The organism is Burkholderia singularis (genome assembly GCF_001718875.1).
GTDB lineage: Bacteria > Pseudomonadota > Gammaproteobacteria > Burkholderiales > Burkholderiaceae > Burkholderia > Burkholderia singularis.
In genome coordinates this window covers 921,982-933,954 of record NZ_CP013449.1, presented here as the reverse complement: position 1 = coordinate 933,954, position 11,973 = coordinate 921,982, and the positions used below count along the sequence as shown (strand labels likewise).

10 protein-coding genes are annotated in these 11,973 nt (G+C 65.7%); 7 read left to right on the top strand and 3 right to left on the bottom strand.

Annotation, left to right across the window (positions count from 1 at the left end):
• Window positions 1–3: 3 nt before the first annotated feature.
• Both irlR and AQ611_RS19980 read left to right on the top strand, forming a co-directional pair.
• A complete protein-coding gene (gene irlR / locus AQ611_RS19985) occupies window positions 4–687 on the top strand; it encodes a heavy metal response regulator transcription factor IrlR (protein WP_059514306.1) in 684 nt (227 codons plus the stop codon).
• Window positions 684–2,084, top strand: coding sequence for a heavy metal sensor histidine kinase (locus AQ611_RS19980; RefSeq protein ID WP_069235795.1), 1,401 nt, complete (start codon window positions 684–686; stop codon window positions 2,082–2,084). Before irlR ends, AQ611_RS19980 begins: the two co-directional genes overlap by 4 nt.
• A gap of 120 nt (window positions 2,085–2,204) precedes the next feature.
• Here the strand turns inward: AQ611_RS19980 and AQ611_RS19975 are convergent, their stop codons facing one another.
• The gene (locus AQ611_RS19975) at window positions 2,205–2,480 is read right to left on the bottom strand and encodes a DUF4148 domain-containing protein (RefSeq protein ID WP_069235794.1); all 276 of its coding nucleotides are present in this window, start codon (window positions 2,478–2,480) and stop codon (window positions 2,205–2,207) included.
• 573 nt (window positions 2,481–3,053) lie between these two features.
• On the opposite strand from AQ611_RS19975, the gene AQ611_RS19970 reads away from it, so the two are divergent.
• The 5 genes from AQ611_RS19970 to AQ611_RS19950 all read left to right on the top strand — a co-directional run bounded on the left by AQ611_RS19970 (window position 3,054) and on the right by AQ611_RS19950 (window position 8,228).
• On the top strand, window positions 3,054–3,251 hold the full coding sequence (locus AQ611_RS19970; RefSeq protein WP_059514314.1) for a hypothetical protein: 198 nt from the start codon (window positions 3,054–3,056) through the stop codon (window positions 3,249–3,251).
• 286 nt (window positions 3,252–3,537) lie between these two features.
• Window positions 3,538–4,575, top strand: coding sequence for a sugar ABC transporter substrate-binding protein (locus AQ611_RS19965; RefSeq protein WP_069235793.1), 1,038 nt, complete (start codon window positions 3,538–3,540; stop codon window positions 4,573–4,575).
• Entirely contained in the window at window positions 4,572–6,236 is a 1,665-nt protein-coding gene (locus AQ611_RS19960; protein ID WP_069235792.1) for a sugar ABC transporter ATP-binding protein, read from the top strand. Before AQ611_RS19965 ends, AQ611_RS19960 begins: the two co-directional genes overlap by 4 nt.
• A complete protein-coding gene (locus tag AQ611_RS19955; RefSeq protein WP_059514320.1) occupies window positions 6,233–7,264 on the top strand; it encodes an ABC transporter permease in 1,032 nt (343 codons plus the stop codon). The genes AQ611_RS19960 and AQ611_RS19955 overlap by 4 nt, the downstream gene beginning before the upstream one ends.
• Window positions 7,257–8,228: an ABC transporter permease gene (locus AQ611_RS19950; RefSeq protein WP_059514323.1), complete on the top strand. Its 972-nt coding sequence runs from the start codon at window positions 7,257–7,259 to the stop codon at window positions 8,226–8,228. The genes AQ611_RS19955 and AQ611_RS19950 overlap by 8 nt, the downstream gene beginning before the upstream one ends.
• Before the next feature lie 249 nt (window positions 8,229–8,477).
• On the opposite strand, the gene AQ611_RS19940 is transcribed toward AQ611_RS19950, so the two are convergent.
• On the bottom strand, window positions 8,478–9,269 hold the full coding sequence (locus AQ611_RS19940; RefSeq protein WP_069236419.1) for a hypothetical protein: 792 nt from the start codon (window positions 9,267–9,269) through the stop codon (window positions 8,478–8,480).
• A 97-nt stretch (window positions 9,270–9,366) separates the two neighbouring features.
• The gene (locus AQ611_RS19935) at window positions 9,367–11,937 is read right to left on the bottom strand and encodes a TonB-dependent siderophore receptor (RefSeq protein WP_069235790.1); all 2,571 of its coding nucleotides are present in this window, start codon (window positions 11,935–11,937) and stop codon (window positions 9,367–9,369) included.
• Window positions 11,938–11,973 lie beyond the last annotated feature (36 nt).

Sequence of the window (11,973 nt, the reverse complement as noted above, 5' to 3'; positions counted from 1 at the left end):
ATCATGCGAATACTGATCGTCGAAGACGAGCCGAAGACCGGCATCTATCTAAGCAAGGGGCTGACGGAGGCAGGGTTCGTCGCCGATTGGGTAGACGACGGCGTAACCGGGCTGCATCAGGCGCAGACTGAAGACTACGATCTCATCATTCTCGACGTGATGCTGCCCGGCCAGGACGGCTGGACCGTGCTGGAGAAACTGCGCCGCGAGCGCTCGACGCCGGTGCTGTTCCTGACCGCGCGCGACGATGTCGGCGACCGCGTAAAAGGCCTCGAACTCGGCGCGGACGATTATCTCGTCAAGCCGTTCGATTTCGTCGAGCTGGTCGCGCGCGTGCGTTCGATCCTGCGCCGCGGCCAGGGACGCGAATCGACGATCATGAAGATCGCCGATCTCGAACTCGACCTTACGCGGCGCAAAGCAACCCGTCAGGGCGATGTCGTGCTGCTGACGGCGAAGGAATTCGCGCTGTTGTGGCTGCTGATGCGGCGCCAAGGCGAAATCCTGCCGCGCGCGACCATCGCATCGCAAGTGTGGGACATGAATTTCAACAGCGATACGAATGTCGTCGACGCGGCCATCCGCCGGCTGCGCGCGAAAATCGACGATGCATACGAACCCAAGCTGATTCATACGGTGCGCGGAATGGGCTACGTGCTCGAGGACAGGAGCGCCGCGAGCCGATGATCAGACGCATCCTGCCTCGCACGCTGCGCGCCCGGATGACGGCGCTGATCATCCTCGCGACATCGGCAACGCTCGCGCTGAGCGGCATCGCCCTGTATGGCGCGCTGCGCAACCGCATCGAAAGCACGTCGGCGCATGAGATGGCCGCGACGCTCGATGCCATTCGCACGCATCTTGCCGACATCGGCGACATCAACGACATCGCGCTCAACGCGGGCCTGTGGACCGATCAATTGCACGGGCATCAGAACCTGGACATGGCGATCATCGACGCCGACGGCCGCAAGCTCTTCAGCACGCGCGGCTTCGTTGCCGCTTCGCCGCGCACGGCCTGGCCGTCATCGCCGGCGACGAGCGAATCGTCGTCGCCCGGCCTGACGTTGCACTATCTCGGCGCCAGTGTGCCGCTACGCCATGCCGACAACCGCACGGTCAGCGTCGTCGTCCAATACGACGGCAAAAACGATCGCGCGCTGCTGCGCGCGTATGCGTATACCGTCGTGCTGATCGAAGTGCTCGGCGTCATGCTGAGCGCCGCGCTCGCCTACGGCATCGCGATGCTCGGGCTGAGCCCGCTGCGCCAGCTCGCCGCGCGCGCCGAGCAAATGTCGACGAGCCGCCTCGCGCAGCCGTTGCCGGCGCTCGATACGTCCGGCGAATTGAAGGAAATGGAGCACGCGTTCAATGAAATGATCGCGCGTCTTAACGATTCGTTCGCACGCCTGAGCCAATTTTCATCGAACCTCGCGCACGACATGCGCACGCCGCTGACGAACCTGCTCGCCGAAGCGCAAGTCGCGCTGTCCAAGCCGCGCACGGCGGATGAATACCGCAGCGTGATCGAATCGAGCATCGACGAGTATCGCCGTCTGTCGAGGATGATCGAGGATATGCTTTTTCTCGCGCGCTCGGACAATGCCGAAAGCAATCTGGCCATCCGCACGCTCGATGCGGCCGAGGAGGCCGAGCGCGTTGCCGGGTATTACGAGGCGGTCGCGGAGGATGCGACGGTCAGCATCGTGGTGCGCGGACAAGCGCGCGTGCAGGCGGACCCGCTGCTCTATCACCGCGCGCTCAGCAATCTGCTCAGCAACGCGCTGAATCACGCGCCGCATGGCACGACGATCACCATCGAATGCCAGCAGACGGACGACTTCACGACGATCAGTGTCTCGGACACCGGCCGCGGCATCGAACCGCAGCATCGCGAGCATATCTTCGAGCGCTTCTATCGCGTCGATCCCGCCCGGCACAATTCGGCTTCCGGCACGGGGCTCGGGCTCGCGATCGTCCGTTCGATCATGCAGGACCACGGCGGCACGTGCGGTGTCGACAGCGAACCGCACGTGCGCACGACCTTCTGGTTGAAATTTCCGGCCAATCCGCGCTCAGCATGAGCGGTGCGCGATCCGGCCGCGAGATCGGCGCGGTACGCGCGCTTCGGTATCGCAGCCGCGAATCCGGAACACGCGCGTCGCGCGCCGGCTAGCCGCAGGCAAACGAGCGGCGCGCCGGACTCAGCGTGCGGCGGCTTGCTTGTCGTGCTCATCAAGCGTCGCACTCGGCTTGCCGCCATGAACGGAAACCGCATGCGTCGCCTGGTTTCGCTTGATGAGCGCCTTGCTCGGCGGGTAGTCGTTCTTGCCTGCGGGCACGATGCCTTCGTGTTGCGCCTGGACCAGTTCCTGTTTGACCTCGGCCCGCGTCTTGCCCTGTGCCCATGCAGCCTGCGTGGACACCAGCATCGACAGCGCAATCGCCACGCTTCCCGCCACAATCGTTTTCGTCTTCATCGTTCGTTCTCCATCGAGTAGAAGCTGTCAAGTGACAGCGCCTCCACTATGAAGATCGGTCAGCACGCCAAGATGAAAGCCGGATGAGAATTTCGTCATGAAGCATTCGGCATGCGTGACAGAAATTTCATGTTCGCGTCAGCTTCACGCTTCGTTTGCTCGCTATGATTCGTCCTACCCATCCATACCACACACGACGACGAGGAGATTCAAGCGAGTCATTGTGTTCTCCCCGAACACGCGAGGCGCGTGGCGTTCCCCCAAATGCCGCACGCCGTCTGTGCCGGACAGCTTCATGCTGTCCGGCATTTTTTTGACTGGTCGCGCAATGGCGGGCATGCCATGTGAGGCGGACGTTGCAACGCGGCGCGCCATGCCCACGGCAATGGATGGCCCGCACGAGCTGGCAAGTGGCTTGCCGTCCGGCCATCGCGCGATAAGCCGGTGCGCGACGTTGGACACCGGCGTTGCATATCACCGCTCGCCGACAATTTTGTCATGTTGCGCTCATGCTCGCGTAGAGAGCCTACCCGCAATATCGATGCATCGATCCAAACAGAGCAAGAGACCACGATGAAAACGTCGATCATCGTCATCGCGGCGAGCATCGCGCTGACGGCCTGCGCCCCGCTTTCCGGCAAGCATCGGGACGGCACGATGCTCTCCGGCACGTCGACGCCCGTCACCGTCGACTATGCGGGCCGCGCGTGCGTCAATCAGAATATGTACGTGAAAATGCAGCCGTGCATTTTTCCGCGCGAGCGGCGCTGACGGCACGTGCACGCATCGCACGCGCGGCTGCCGGGCACCCGCCGCGCAGCGCGGCAATACGCCACTACACGGCGAGACAGCGGCCCATTCGGAAACCGATACACGCGCATACAAGCGGCCAAGCCACTAAATCGCAGCGGCCGCGCCCGCATCCGCGAAGAACGGATCGCCCGCGCAATTGCCGATAATCGATAAAGAAAGCACGAATCCATCGTTCCATTCGGCGAGACGCTTGCACAAAATGCTTAGCTCGTCTCAACGTCTGTTACCGGATTTTCGTCGAAACATGGCCAAACCGCGCTCGCCGTTCGCCCGCCTGCTGCCCGCGTTGCTGCGTACCGCCGCGCTTGCGGCCGGCCTGATCGCCGGTTTTGCCCAGGCGGCCGCGCCAGACAGCCCCGATACCGCACGCCTGACGCTCGCGGGCAAACGGATCGGCATCACGGCCGCCGGCACCGATCACTATTGGGATCTGCAAGCGTATCAAGGCGCGGTCGACGAGGTAAAACGTCTCGGCGGCACGCCCGTCGCGCTCGACGCGGGACGCAACGACAGCCGCCAGATCGCCCAGATTCAAACGTTGATCGCGCAAAAACCCGATGCGATCATCGAACAGCTCGGCACCGTCTCGGTGCTCGAGCCGTGGCTGAAAAAAATCCGGCAGGCCGGCATTCCGCTCTTCACGATCGACACTGCATCGCCGTCCAGCTTGAATGTCGTCACGTCGGACAACTTCGTGATCGGCTCGCAGCTCGCACTGCAACTCGTCAACGACATTCGCGGCGAAGGCAATATTCTCGTCTTCAACGGCTTTTACGGCGTCCCGGTATGCGCGATCCGCTACGATCAATTGAAGGCCGTGCTCAAGTGGTATCCGAAGGTGAAGATCATCGAGCCCGAGTTGCGCGACGTGATCCCGAATACCGCGCAAAACGCCTATGCGCAGATCAGCCAGTTGCTGCAGAAATATCCGAAGGGCTCGGTCGCGGCGATCTGGGCCGCGTGGGACATTCCGCAGATTGGCGCGACGCAGGCCGTCGACGCCGCGGGCCGCCATGAAATCCGCACGTATGGTGTCGACGGCAGCCCCGATGCGATCACGCTCGTCAGGAATCCGAAATCGAGCGCGGCGGCCGTCGTCGCGCAGCAGCCGGCGCTGATCGGCCGGACCGCCGTGCGCAACGTCGCGCGTTATCTTGCCGGTGACCGGTCGTTGCCCGCATATACGTTCGTGCCGTCGGTGCTCGTGACCAAGGACAATGCAAACGCCGTGCAACGCACGTCCGGGCAGGCGCCGGCCAGCGCCGAGGCTGCCCGGCGATGACGTCGGCATCGGCTCCGCTCGCGCTCGACGTATCGCGCGTCAGCAAAAGCTTCGGCGGCGTAGCCGCGCTGCGCGGCGTATCGCTCGCGGTGCGGCGCGGCACCGTGCATGGGTTGATCGGCCAGAACGGCGCGGGCAAATCCACGCTCATCAAAATCCTCGCCGGCCTTCACGCGCCGGACCAAGGCAGCATTCTCGTCGGCGGCGCGCCGCTTGCGGCCCGCCGTGGCGCGCGTGCGCACGCGCAGGCGGCGAGCATCGGTTTCATTCATCAGGAACGGTTGCTGCCCGCGACGTTCACGGTCGCCGAGGCACTGTTCTTCCCGCACCCGCCGACGATGCTGAGCGGCCGATCTCGGCTTAGCCGGCTGCTGCCGCTCGACATGCGCAGAATGCGCCGCGAAAGCCGCGCGGTATTAGATGAGCAGTTCGGCATCGATCTGCCGCCCGATCGCCTGATCGGCGAGCTGTCTGTCGCCGAGCAGCAAATCGTGCAGATCACGAATGCACTGTTGCGGCGCAGCGAGATTCTCGTGTTCGACGAACCCACTGCCGCGCTCGTATCGGGCGAAATCGACCGGCTGCTGAAAACGATCGAGCGGCTGCGCGACGACGGCCTCACGATTCTTTACGTGTCGCATTATCTCAACGAGATCCCCCGCATTTGCGATCACGTGAGCGTATTGCGCGACGGGGTTGACGTCGCGCATCTCGACGCACGCGCCACCTCGCACGACGCACTTGTCGCCGCGATGCTCGGCACACCATCGGCAGCCCCCGTTCGACGCCACGATGCAGCCAGCAAGCCAATCGCGCCGCGCGTGCCGAGCGGGCTCGCGCTCGACGCACGCGGGCTGACGCTGCCCGGTCGCTTCGGCCCCCTGTCTTTCACCGTGCATCGCGGCGAAGTCGTCGGGCTGACCGGCGTGCTGGGCTCCGGCGGCAAGGAAGTGATCCGCGCGCTGTTCGGCCTCGAGCGCGGCGTGCGCGGCGAACTCGCGGTCGACGGCCGGCCCGCGAAGCTGCGCCGGCCGCACGACGCGCTCGCGCACGGCATCGCGCTCGTGCCGGAGAACCGCATCGCGCACGGTGTCGCGGGCACGCTGCCGGTTCGCGAAAACATCGTGCTCGCCAGCCTGCCGCGCGTGTCGCGTTTCGGCTTCGTGCGCGAGCGCCGCGCCGCCCAGGTAGCGCAGACGTTGATCCGCCGGCTCGACATCCGTCCGGCTCGCGCCGATTGGCCGGCCCGCTTTCTGTCCGGCGGCAACCAGCAAAAAGTCGCGCTCGCGAAATGGCTCGGCCGCGCCTCGTCGGTCTATCTGCTCGACGAGCCGACGCTTGGCGTGGACGTCGGCGCGAAAGCGCAGATCTACCGGCTGATCGACGAACTCGCTCGTGCGGGCGCGGCGGTGCTGCTGTTCACGACCGATCTGACCGAGTTGCTCGACGTAACCGATCGCGTTTATGTGATGGCGCGCGGCCAGATCGTTGCCGAGCGCGCGTCGTTACAAACGACCACGCAGGACATACTCGGATGGGCAACGCTGGCGCGAGGCGAGCGCCGCGATGCCGGCGGCAGGCCGGATGAAGCTGCGCAGACGGCGGCGCAAGCGGTGCAGCACTCGGATGCCGCGCCCCCAGCCAGCGGTGCAACGGCATGAGCGGCGCATTCAAGCTCGGCTCGTCCCGCGCCGCCGCGCCCCGCCGTAGCCATCGCCGCCTGGGCCGCCGCTTCGCGCTGCAAGGCGCCGCGTGGCTGACGCTCATACTGGTTTTCGCCGGCTTGAGCGCCAGCTCGCCGTTGTTCCTGAGCGTCGCGAACCTTGGCAATGTGTTGCAGCAAAGCGCCGTGACCGGATTGCTCGCATTTGGGCTGACGATCGTGATGATCGGCGGCGGCGCGGATGCGATCAAAGGCGGCCTGGATCTGTCGATCGCCGCGAATTTCGGCTGGTGCGCGGCCGTATTCGCCGTGCTCACGCGCAACGGTTACGGCGACGCCGCCGCATTCGCCGCCACCTGCGCGGCCGGCGTGGCGATCGGCGCATTGAACGCCTGGGCGGTCACATCGTTGCGCATCCTGCCGCTGCTCGCGACGCTGACGACCATGAACATCTGCGCGGGCCTCGAACTCGTTCTGACCGAAAACACGCCGGTTCCAAGCACGAGCCCGCTCGCGGCCGCGCTGCTCGGCAACGGACCGTTTGACCTGCCGTGGCTCGCATATGTGCTGATGGCCGGCGCGGCGGCGCTCGCCGTTCTCATCCATCGAACGCGTTACGGATTGACGCTCCATGCGGTCGGCACGCACCGCACGGCAGCACTCGCCGTGGGTGTCGACGTCGATCGCTACGTGGCATCGAGCTATCTGGCCAGCGGCTTGTCGGCCGCATTCGCCGCGCTGGCATCGTGCGCGCTGCTGAGCGGCAGCGCACCCGGCGCGGGCGATAATCTGCTGCCGGTCGTCGCGGCGGTATTGCTCGGCGTCGTGTTCTCGCGCCGGCTCGTGCCGACGATCCCCGGCACGCTTGCCGCAGTGCTGTTCGTCGGCATGCTCGCGAACGGCTTTCAGTTGAACAACGTCTCGAGCTACTGGGTCAGCGGCATCGAAGGCGCGCTGATTCTTTGCGTCGTCGCGGCCGTCGCGTTGCTGCGTCGGCGCCATTCGGAGGGACCATTCGATGCATGACCTCGCCGATCGCCTGCAGCGCTTCGCCGCCGTCGGCGCACTCGCCGCGGTGCTCGTCTTCTTCGCAGTCGCGGCGCCCGGATTCGCGACACTCGCGAACGTCGAGCGGGTGCTCGTCAATCATTTCGCATTGCTGGCGATCGCCGCGCTCGGCATGACGCTCGCGTTGTCGATCGGCGCGATCGATCTATCGCTCGGCACGGCGGTCGACGTGGCAAGCCTCGTGTGCGTATCGGCGCTCGCGCATCATGCCGGTTTCACGAGCGCCGCGTTCGCCGGGCTGGGTGCGGCGCTCGCCGTCGGCACGCTCAATGCGCTGCTCGTCACCCGCCTCGGCATCGCGCCGTTTCTTGCCACGCTCGGCACGCTGTTCATCGGCCAGACGATCCAGCAGCTCGCGACCGGCGGAGGGCAACCGATCTACCTGTTGAGCGCCGCGCCGCCGAGCGCGTTCGACGCGCTCGCGCACGGCGCGTTCGCCGGCGTCGCGCTGCCGCTGTGGATCGTCGCGGCGCTTGCGATCGCGCTCCATCTTGTGCTCGAACGCTCGACGTTCGGCCGCCAGGCGCGCACGCTTGGCGCGCACCCTGGCGTCGCCCGCTATTCGGGATTGCGCATCGGTGCCCTGACGGCCGGCGTATTCGTCGTGAGCGCACTGATCTATGGGATTGCGGGGCTCGTGTTGTCGTCGACGGTCAAATCGTATGCACCGCAGGCAGGCAATGCATATCTGTTGAATGCGATCGGCGCGAGCTTCATCGGCGCGACATTGTCCGCGACGCATCGGCCGAATGTCGCTGGCACGATGGTCGGCGTGCTGCTGATGAGCTTTGTCGCAAACGGGCTGCTGCTGATCGGCTGGAATTTTTATTGGCAGCAGGTCGCAACCGGTGTGCTCGTATTCGCGGTGCTTGCGTTGGGTTCGGCGTTCGGCCGCGGGCGGCACGTGCGGCAAGCGGCGTGACCGGGACGGCAACGGCGCGGAATTGGCCTGCCTGCAAGCGCCGCGCGCTGACAAACAAGCACGTCGAACAGCGCTCGTGCACCGCGCCGTGTACCGGTCAAGCCACGAAGCTGGCGCCGCTTCGCGGCGATGACCTGCGTGCCGCTTTCGCAAAATTTCGCGAAAGCTCAATCCAAGCGCCGAACCTTATAAGCGGAGTGGCGTGCGCGACTGTTTTCCGTATCGCCGCCAACGCCGCCGAGCGCTGAATCACTCCATCAAGCAGCGCGCGCTCGCCGCCCAATCGAGCGCGGCATCGAACAGTGCGACACCCTCCGGCGACAAATTGCCGAACGTGTCGTTATCCAGCAGGAACATCACGCGGCGCTCGGGAGCGAGTGACTCGTAGTCCATCGTCGCGCCCTTCTCGTATGCAAAAATCGCGGCCTTGCCCGGCTCGCCATAGACCGTCGCGATGATCGTCGCGCCGAGCCCCGGCTTGCCCCAGCTCATCGGCATCCGCTTGCCGTAGACGTTGATCTTGCCGGCGGGCAACCCTGCCGCAATCGGATGCGGCGCGTTGACGAGCCACAGATAACGCTCGTTGGCTGTCGCGCCGAAATCGATATCGTGTCGCTTGCCCGTCATCGCGAGGCTGTCGAGCATGTCGTTTTCCCACGTCAGCAGCGGCTTGGCGAGCGTGCGCCAGCCGCTGCCGACCCGTTTGCTCGACACCGTCGACGAGATGATCACGAGATCGGCGTCGGCGGCTGCGTCGACGGGTTGCGCCTCGTCCACCAGGCGCACGTTATAGCCGCGCGCCTCCAGATGCGTTTTCACGCGCTGATCGGTCGCGAGATTGGGCCCGGCGAGCTGCACGAGCATCGCCACCCGCTTGCCCGCGCCCGGCGCGGCGCAATGCGCTCCAGCCAACGCGGTTGCGGCCGCCGAAGCGGCGCGCGCCCCGCCCGGCGCGGCAACCGCGCATGTAAGCACCGCGCACGACAGCGCACGCAGCAGCGTGCGGCGTGCCTTCATCCGAGGATCGAATCGGTTTTTCATGAATTGCCTCTGTTCTGCGCGCGGCCCGTTTGCAACCCGCCGCGCCATTGATCGATTGGGATCGCGAAATAAATCCGCCGGCGATACGAAGCCGCGCTCAAAATTCCAACGTCGTCAGCAGCGACACCTGCCGTGCATCGCCGATCGACACGAAATACCGGTTCACGCTCGACGGATAGTAGGTGCGGTTGAACAGATTCTTCACGTTGAGCTGGAGCTGGAGCTTCTGCTTGCCGATGCGCGTGTCGTAGGTCGCAAACGCGTCGGCGGTCGCATAGGCGGGCAGCGTGAAGCTGTTGGCCGAATCGCCCGGCCGGGCGCCGACGTAGCGGCCGGACGCGCCCAGACGCAGATCGTCCCCGCCGAACACCGTGCCCACGTCGTAGGCCGCCGTAATCGACGCGGTATGCCGCGCGACGTTCCATAGCCGGTTGCCGGCATAGAGAGGATCTTCCGTCGTCTTCGCATCGAGATACGCGTAGCTCGCCATCACGTTCCAGCGCGCGCCGAGTTGCCCCGACACGTCCAGCTCGACGCCGCGCGAGCGCGCGCGGCCCGACGCGCGCCAGTCGGTCTGCCCGGTCGCGTCGTTGAATTGCGAAACGAGCACGTTCTTCTTGTCGATGTCGAATAGCGCCAGCGTGCCGGCCATGCCGTTCTTCATGTCGAGCTTCGCGCCAAGCTCCCACGACGTGCCCTGCTCAGGCGGCGTCGACGCGCCGATCACATAGCCGCCCGCCATCGGCGCGATCTTCGACGTGGGCTTCAGCGATTGCGTATAGCTGCCGTACAGCGACAGCGCGTCGCTCCACTTATAGACGACGCCTGCCCGCGGCAGCCATTTCGTGCCGGAAATGTCGGTGTTCGCGTTGAATGGCCGGCCGCGCCCCGCGACCTGGTTGTAGCGCAAAAAACGCGCACCGCCGACGACGATCCACTTGTCGGTCAGATGCACGCTGTCCTGAAAAAACAGCGACTGGTCGTGCAGTGTATCGGTCTGGTCGCTGTCCGATGCGGACACCTGGCTCGACGGCGAAATCCGCCCATAGACCGGATCGCGGTAATTGAACGGTGTCTGGATCGGCTGGCGCAGCAGATCGGCGCGATAGATCCGCCGGTATTCGCTATCGACGCCGATCTGCACGTCGTGCCGCATACCGGCGAGCGTCAAATGCCCATCCACATACGCGATCGCATAGCTGTCGACGCTGCGCGCGCCGTGCGTCGCATCGTTGCTGCGCGTCAGCGTGCCTTTGACGGGGTCCACTCCGGTCACGCGGATCTGATTGGCGTCATAGACTTCCCGGTTGTAGCTGTATCCGAAATGCGCATTCCAGTCCGGGGCGAGCTGGTGATCGACCGTGAGCTGCGCCAAATTCGATTCGCCGCGCATATCGTTGAACGGCTCGTCTAGCCGGGTGCGGCTGGAAATCGCCAGCGGCGCGTTGGTCCGCGGATCGAGCGCCGTGCCGCGGTCGAACGGCATCAGAAATCTCCGGTACTCATATGACAGCACGACCTGCGTATCGCGCCCGTACCAGGCGAGCGAAGGCGCGACGAGCGTTTCGCGATGCTCGCCATAGTTGCGCCAGTACAACTCGTCGGTCTGATCGACGATCAGCCGGTACGCAAGCTTCGAGTCGCCGAGTGCGCCGGTCGAGTCGAGCCCGATCTCGCCGCCGTTTTTGCCGTGCCCGTATGTCGAGCCGCCCGCCCAGAGCGCGTGACGGCGCGCGAGCTGCGGCTGCTTGGTGACGACGTTGATCACGCCGCCAGGGTCCATGATCCCGTACAGCAGCGATGCCGGGCCTTTCAGCACCTCGACACTGTCCGCCGTCGCATTCAGCGAGCGGCCCTGAACGATCGGCATCCCGTTGCGCATCACCGAGCCGTCGCGGTTGTCGCCGAAACCGCGCTTCATCACTGTGTCCTGCGTGCTGCCGAGCGTATTGCCCTGCGTGATGCCGCTGACGTTCGCGAGCGCATCGTCGAGATTGCGCGGGCGCTGGTCGCGCAGCACCTGCTGCGGCACGATATTGACCGCCTGCGGCACGTCGGCGAGCGGCACGTCGCTGCGCAGCCCGGCCGCCTCGCGCGGCGGCCGGTAGCTGTCGGCATGCGGCTGGCTGCCGCGTACCGAGACGGTCGGCAACGTTGTGTCGGTCGCCAATCCCCCCGCCGACGGCGAGGCCGCCGCGCCGGGCAGCTTTTCGAGCGTGTAGCCGCCGCCCGGCTGCTTCACGGCGACGAGGCCGGTGCCCGTCAGCAGCCGGTCAAACGCTGACCAGGTATTCACGCGGCCGCGCAGGCCCGGGCTATGCAGCCCCGAAACCAACTCGCCGGGAAACGACAGCAGGATGCCCGCTTCACTGCCGAAGCGGTTCAGCGCCGCTTCGAGCGGGCCGGCCGGAATATCGTAGACGCGCGACGACTCGGCCGGCGGCTCCGCCGCGGCCGCATGGGCTGCGGCGGACGCGGCCAGCGCCGAGAACAGCATGGCGGCAGCCAGATTCGCGACAGCGCGGCGCGGCGTAAGCGCCGCCGCGCCGACCTGCGCCGCGCGACGGCAGCCAAGCGTACCAGCATGCGCGACACGGCCGGCCGGCGAACGTGACAGGCTCGCGGGCTCGGCACCGCGCCGCCGGTTGCGATTGCAGAATGAATCCATGATCGATGACTCGTTGACGATGAGGAAATGCAGCCT

Coding starts and splice junctions, on each gene's coding strand:
- AQ611_RS19980 (WP_069235795.1), top strand. CDS start 684: ATGATCAGACGCATCCTGCCTCGCACGCTGCGCGCCCGGATGACGGCG.
- irlR (WP_059514306.1), top strand. CDS start 4: ATGCGAATACTGATCGTCGAAGACGAGCCGAAGACCGGCATCTATCTA.
- AQ611_RS19970 (WP_059514314.1), top strand. CDS start 3,054: ATGAAAACGTCGATCATCGTCATCGCGGCGAGCATCGCGCTGACGGCC.
- AQ611_RS19965 (WP_069235793.1), top strand. CDS start 3,538: ATGGCCAAACCGCGCTCGCCGTTCGCCCGCCTGCTGCCCGCGTTGCTG.
- AQ611_RS19955 (WP_059514320.1), top strand. CDS start 6,233: ATGAGCGGCGCATTCAAGCTCGGCTCGTCCCGCGCCGCCGCGCCCCGC.
- AQ611_RS19935 (WP_069235790.1), bottom strand. CDS start 11,937: ATGGATTCATTCTGCAATCGCAACCGGCGGCGCGGTGCCGAGCCCGCG.
- AQ611_RS19950 (WP_059514323.1), top strand. CDS start 7,257: ATGCATGACCTCGCCGATCGCCTGCAGCGCTTCGCCGCCGTCGGCGCA.
- AQ611_RS19975 (WP_069235794.1), bottom strand. CDS start 2,480: ATGAAGACGAAAACGATTGTGGCGGGAAGCGTGGCGATTGCGCTGTCG.
- AQ611_RS19940 (WP_069236419.1), bottom strand. CDS start 9,269: ATGAAAAACCGATTCGATCCTCGGATGAAGGCACGCCGCACGCTGCTG.
- AQ611_RS19960 (WP_069235792.1), top strand. CDS start 4,572: ATGACGTCGGCATCGGCTCCGCTCGCGCTCGACGTATCGCGCGTCAGC.